This window comes from Nodosilinea sp. LEGE 07298 (assembly GCF_015207265.1).
In the GTDB taxonomy this organism is placed as follows: domain Bacteria; phylum Cyanobacteriota; class Cyanobacteriia; order Phormidesmidales; family Phormidesmidaceae; genus Nodosilinea.
In genome coordinates, this window is record NZ_JADEXE010000367.1 from 1 (window position 1) to 5610 (window position 5610).

At 59.0% G+C, this 5610-nt stretch carries 5 protein-coding genes; 4 read left to right on the forward strand and 1 reads right to left on the reverse strand.

What is annotated here, in order from left to right:
- The coding region (locus IQ273_RS29425) for a Rieske 2Fe-2S domain-containing protein (RefSeq protein ID WP_194026662.1) at positions 1 to 1325 on the forward strand (1325 nt) is incomplete at its 5' end.
- A gap of 26 nt (positions 1326 to 1351) precedes the next feature.
- On the opposite strand, the gene IQ273_RS29430 is transcribed toward IQ273_RS29425, so the two are convergent.
- The gene (locus tag IQ273_RS29430; protein ID WP_194026663.1) at positions 1352 to 2128 is read right to left on the reverse strand and encodes a DUF2993 domain-containing protein; all 777 of its coding nucleotides are present in this window, start codon (positions 2126 to 2128) and stop codon (positions 1352 to 1354) included.
- A 532-nt stretch (positions 2129 to 2660) separates the two neighbouring features.
- Here IQ273_RS29430 and IQ273_RS29435 point away from each other — a divergent pair.
- From IQ273_RS29435 to IQ273_RS35535, 3 genes are all read left to right on the forward strand, one after another.
- Positions 2661 to 4013 (forward strand): DUF4912 domain-containing protein, encoded by a 1353-nt coding sequence (locus tag IQ273_RS29435; protein WP_194026664.1) that lies wholly within the window; start codon positions 2661 to 2663, stop codon positions 4011 to 4013.
- Positions 4014 to 4189: 176 nt separating this feature from the next.
- A complete protein-coding gene (locus tag IQ273_RS29440; protein WP_194026665.1) occupies positions 4190 to 4921 on the forward strand; it encodes a 2-phosphosulfolactate phosphatase family protein in 732 nt (243 codons plus the stop codon).
- Between the two features lie 532 nt (positions 4922 to 5453).
- On the forward strand, positions 5454 to 5610 hold a 157-nt coding region (locus IQ273_RS35535; RefSeq protein ID WP_313898295.1), incomplete at its 3' end, for an RNA methyltransferase PUA domain-containing protein.

Sequence of the window (5610 nt, forward strand, 5' to 3'; positions counted from 1 at the left end):
GGTATCCCGTCGCCTACCTGGATGACTTAGACCCGGCTACCCCCACCCGGTTTACCCTGCTGGAGCGGGGTATCGTGATCTGGTGGGATGCTAAAGGCCAGACCTGGCGCGTGTTTGAAGACAAGTGCCCCCACCGCCTTGCTCCCCTGTCGGAGGGGCGCATCAATGAAGATGGCGAGCTAGAGTGCCCCTATCACGGCTGGGCCTTTGCGGGCGACGGCACCTGCACCCACATTCCGCAGCAGTCAGTCGACGGCCAGGGCAACCAGTCGTCGCGGGCCTGTGTTGGGTCTATGCCCACTGCGATCGCCCAGGGACTGCTGTTTGTCTACCCCGGCAAAGCCGAAAATGCGCCCCAGGTGGAGGTGCCCATCGTTGGCCCCGTGGATGAAGACCCCGACGGCTGGGTGGTGCTCAACACCTTTCGCGACCTGCCCTACGACGCCCTCACCCTGCTCGAAAACGTGCTGGATGCTAGCCACATTCCCTACACCCACCACAAAACCGTAGGCAAGCGCGAAAATGCCGCCCCAATGGTGATGGATGTGGTGGAGTCGGGTAAGCAGGGCTTTCGCGGTCTATGGCCCGAAGGCCCCCGCAAGGGCAGCCTGGGCACTCAGCACACCACCTTTGTGGCTCCGGGGCTGATGTACCACGACCTGACCTCAAAGCAGTTTGGCCGCACTATGACTGTGGTCTACGCCACTCCCATTCGCAAGGGTGAGTGTCGGCTATTTGCCCGCTTTCCGTTTAAGTTTTCGTCTAAAATTCCTGCCACGGTCATCGGCCTTACCCCCCGCTGGTACAGCCACATCGGCAATAACGGCGTACTCGAAGACGACCAGATCTTTCTGCATCTTCAAGAGCGCGAGCTAGAGCAAGCCAATCGCCCCTATGCCCAGGCCTGCTACCTGCCCACCCAGGCCGATCGCTACGTGCTGGCCTTTCGCAACTGGGTCAGCGATTTTGAGGCCGACCCATTCCCTGGGCAGAGCCTCGCCCCCGCCTGGACGCAGACGGCCCTGCTCGATCGCTACCAGTCTCACACCCAGCACTGCCACAGCTGCCGCACGGCTCTGGCCCGGATTAAAACGCTGCGCTGGGGACTGCTGGGGGTAAGCGCGGTGGGGTGGTCGCTGCTGCCGATCGCGATCGCAATCGGTAGCCTTACTGGATTAACCGCTATCCTGCTTGCCCTGCTGCCCCTGGGTACCGCTGCCACCTGGGCGGGCCTAGGCGTTTTAGAACGCCGCTTTTATGAAGGTCGAGCGGTGCCGCCCCGCAATCTGCCTGAGAAAAAAGCCAGGGCAAGAGCCGGGGGATAGCGATCGGGTGCAGTAGAGCCTGTCGTCTAATCGGCGGGAATGACCCGCACCATACCCTCCAGGTCAATGCCGGTGGGGGTAACCACTAACTGGCGAATATCCGCCTCTGGCCCCAGGTCAAAGTCAATCTCGTCGAGCCTAATTGGCGCAGGCGATTCGCCAGTAGCGGATCGCACTGTTGCTACTGGCTGACGCAAACACAGCCAGCGGCCCTCCCGCATCGCCAGCCCCAGCGCTAGCTCCAGGCTGTCTTGGCTTGGCCCTGCTCCCGGCCAGCGCAGGGTGAGGCGATCGGTATCCAGGGTAATGTCTACCTCCGCAGCCGTCTCGCCGTTATCGAGCCAGCGATCGAGGGGAACGCCCTGGGCGGTTGTGGCCCCGGCCAGCAGCAGTTTTAGCACATCGCGCAACCCCTGCCCCAGCAGAGGTGACTGGAGCGACGCGCGCAAGTCATCGGCTAACACCGTCACCTGCCCGTCTACGGGAAAGGGCTGCAGCAGCCGCAGGGCTTTTCCGCGCAGCACCTGGGGCAGGTTGACCCGAATATCGGCGGCGCTGACCGCCACCTGGCTGACATGCAGCCCCTGGTATACCGCCTGACGAGCCGCCACCGTCACCCTCGGCAGGTAGCCCGCCAAAATTTGCCGATCTTTGCCGTCAATAGCAAACTCTAGCCCCTCGATGTGGTCGAGCTGGGTCTGCAGCCACAGCCGAATAGCAGGCGGCAGCAGGCGACTGATGATGCGGCTGCCTTTTGCCGCCGAGGCATCGGAATTAGGAGGAGCAGCAGGATCAGAGGTCATAGACGGGCTATTGGGGGTAAAAAGCGGCGCGTTCAGGATGAATAAGAGGTTCTAACGACTGGCGAGAGGCTGCATTAGTGCCGATCGCATCCCCAAACTTTAGCAGGGGATGTCGCCCAGATTAGACCCGATCAGATCTGGGGCAGGCAGGGATGCGATCGCCGCCTTGAGTCCTACAACCGCACCAAAATATTAAAAAGTCCTGACGTAATAATACACACGGGGATCAAATTGTCAGGATTTTATGACATACCGATCCCCGAACCCTTGCTTTCTCGCTAAACGAGCTAGAAAAGCCTTGTGGGGGGCTTGATCCCAGCGATTGTTTTTGTCATGCTACAGACCAACGGTTGATCCCCACCTGAAGCCAGACGCTCGGTTGCTGGGCGCTGAGGCTTAGAGATATTGCTTGGGCCGGGGCGCGGGATCGGTCCGTACGTGTGGCGGGTTAGACCGACCCTGCTGCTGTCCCGTTGCCGAAGCTCATTTATCTGTCGTCCTGGTCTTCAATTCTTTATATGGAGAGTGCTCTATGTCATCGCCCCGTCTGCCTCTGGAAGAAATGACCCTGCGCCAGCTCCGCAAGGTGGCGAGCGAATACGAGGTGTCTCGCTACAGCCGGATGCGCAAAACCGAGCTGATTGCGGCTATTCAAGCGATCGATGCCAAGCGTGGCACAGGGACTGCGGCAGCTCCGGTTCCAGCGGCTCCCACTCCGGCGGCTCCCACTCCGGCAGTCCCAGCACCTCCTACTATGGCGGCTGCACCCTCTACGCCAAAACCTTCCTACAGCGTTCCGGCTACTCCCTCAGTTGAGGTCTTGGCCTCGGTGGATGAGGGTCTGGCAGATTTGCCCAGTGGCTATGGCGAAAGCCGAATTGTGCTCATGCCCCGCGACCCCCAGTGGGCCTACGCCTACTGGGATATTCCCCACACTCACAAAGATGAGCTGCGGCGGCAGGGTGGCTCACGACTAGCTCTGCGCTTCTACGATGTTACCGACATCAACTTTTATTCTCAGACTCCCCACAGTTTGCAGCAGTACGAGTGCGATGAAATGGCGCGGGAATGGTACCTGCCCATTCCGGTTAGCGATCGCGACTACGTGGCCGAAATTGGCTACCTCTGCAACGACGGCCGCTGGCTAGTGCTGGCGCGATCGCTGCCCGTCCACATTCCCCCGGTCTACCCCTCCGACTGGGTCGAAGACCAGTTTCTGACCGTCGACTGGCAGGCCGACCTGCACGGTCAGACCTTAGCCACCCTCAAACACCCCAGCCAGCGCGCTGCCGAGAGCGCCAACGCCATCTACGACAGCATCTTCGCTATGACCGAGTCGGCTGAGGCCCAGCGTGTGGCGGGTTCGCTGTTTGGCTCCATGCAGCACGTACCGGCGTCGATGGCTCCCGAGAAAGCGGTCAGCTCCTACGTCTTTCCCTCAGGGGCGGGGCTATGGGCTGTGCCTGGAGCAGGTGCAGGTGTGCCCACCATGTCGGGCATCGGTGCCTTTGGCGAACTCACCATGTCGGGAGCCGGATTCACCATGTCGGGAGCCGGGCTCACCATGTCGGGGGCAGGTTTCTCGGCTTCGGCTCCGCCGATTCGGCCTCGAAAGTTCTGGCTGGTAGCCGATGCTGAGCTGATTGTCTACGGGGCTACCGAACCCGATGCCACCGTCACCATCGGTGGACAGCCAATCAAGCTCAACTCCGATGGCACCTTCCGGTTCCAAATGTCTTTCCAAGACGGCAACATTGACTATCCAATTATGGCGGTAGCGGCCGATGGCGAGCAAACTCGCGCCATCCACATGACCTTCGATCGCGCTACCCCCTCGCGCCGCACCAACACCAAAGACGAAGCGGTGCTGGAGTGGCTGCCCTAGGCTGCCCGATTGCTTAACGGCAGAATCACAGATCAAGGAGTGCCTCAGGGTGCTCCTTTTTTTTCAAAAATGGGGCAACTAGCCGCATAGAATGAGTTGTTGGCCAGCCAAATTCGGTAATTCAAGTTTGGCGACCCAGGTTCTGGTAACTTAAGTTCTAAACAAACCCCTAAACCGTGAAGTTATTCCTATTCCACACGCCTGAAGAAGTCCCTGAACAGGGTAGCCCAGACTGCGCGATCGCCATTGATGTGCTGCGGGCGACTACCACTATGGCGGCGGCCCTAGCAGCGGGGGCCGAGGCCATTCAAGTTTTTAGCGATATCGATAGCCTGCTGAGGGTGAGTGAAACCTGGCCTGCCGACCAGCGCCTGCGGGCGGGCGAACGGGGCGGCGGCACAGTAGACGGCTGTGACCTGGGCAACTCGCCGCTAGATCATTCCCCCGAAAAATCGCAGGGCAAGCGCCTGTTTATGAGCACCACCAACGGTACCCGCTGCCTCAAGCGCATTGAGCATGTTCCCACGGTGATCACCGCCGCCCTCACCACCCGCCAGGCCGTAGTCAAGTTTCTGCTCAACCAAAACCCAGAGGTCGTGTGGCTAGTCGGCTCGGGTTGGGAGGGCACTTACTCGCTAGAAGACACCGTCTGCGCCGGAGCGATTATTCACGGGATAATTGCGGCAACAGGGCAAACCTTTAAAGATTTGGCTGGCAATGACGCGGCGATCGCCTCCGTTAGCCTCTACCTGCAGTGGCAGGATCAGCTACTCGACCTGATGCACTACGCCAGCCACGGTCAGCGTCTGCTGCGCCTCAACAACGAAGCCGACCTCCAGTACTGCGCCCAGCTCGATGTGTTAGACATCGTGCCCCGCCAGCACGAGGTTGGGGTTTTGGGGCTCTAAATGGCTGCTCTGCCAAATCAAAGGTGACAGGTTGGAGGGGTTCAGGGTTTAGGGTTCAAGGTTCAAGGCCTGCCCTGAACCTGAAACCTTGAACCTGAAACCTTGAACCTGAAACCCTGAACCCTAAACCCTGAACCCTAAACCCTAAGCAGTTAGATCCTGTCACAATTAGCTTGGTCGAGTACTAAGTAAATACCGACAAAATTTGGAAGAAGCTTCACAAACGGCTTATTCATTCTTTACGTAGATTCTCCTATGGTAGTTATGAGCCGCTAAGGCTCTTATAGGGTACGTACTATACTGAAACATCTAAAAAACTAAGGCCTCCAGCTTTCGGGCGGAGGCCTTAGTTTTTGCCGGTTCCATGTGATGAGGAATAAGATGTTGCAACGATTGATTTAGCTAGGACACTTTCAAAGGCAGAATTTTCTGGTGGAGGCATTGCATGCAATGCCCCTGCGTCGAGCCTGTCCTAACCCAATGAATGTTTGCAAGATTAACTTGGCGGGGGAGATCTACAGTGCAGCGGTTAATGGTTGAGCCGAGTCAGGTGGTGGCTGACCACCTGCGCCTCAGCAGCAGCCAGCAGCATTACCTGTATCGGGTACTGCGGCTGGGGGCAGGGCAGCAGTTTGTGGCCCTCGATGGCCAGGGGCAGCAGTGGATGGCGACGCTGCCGACGATAATAT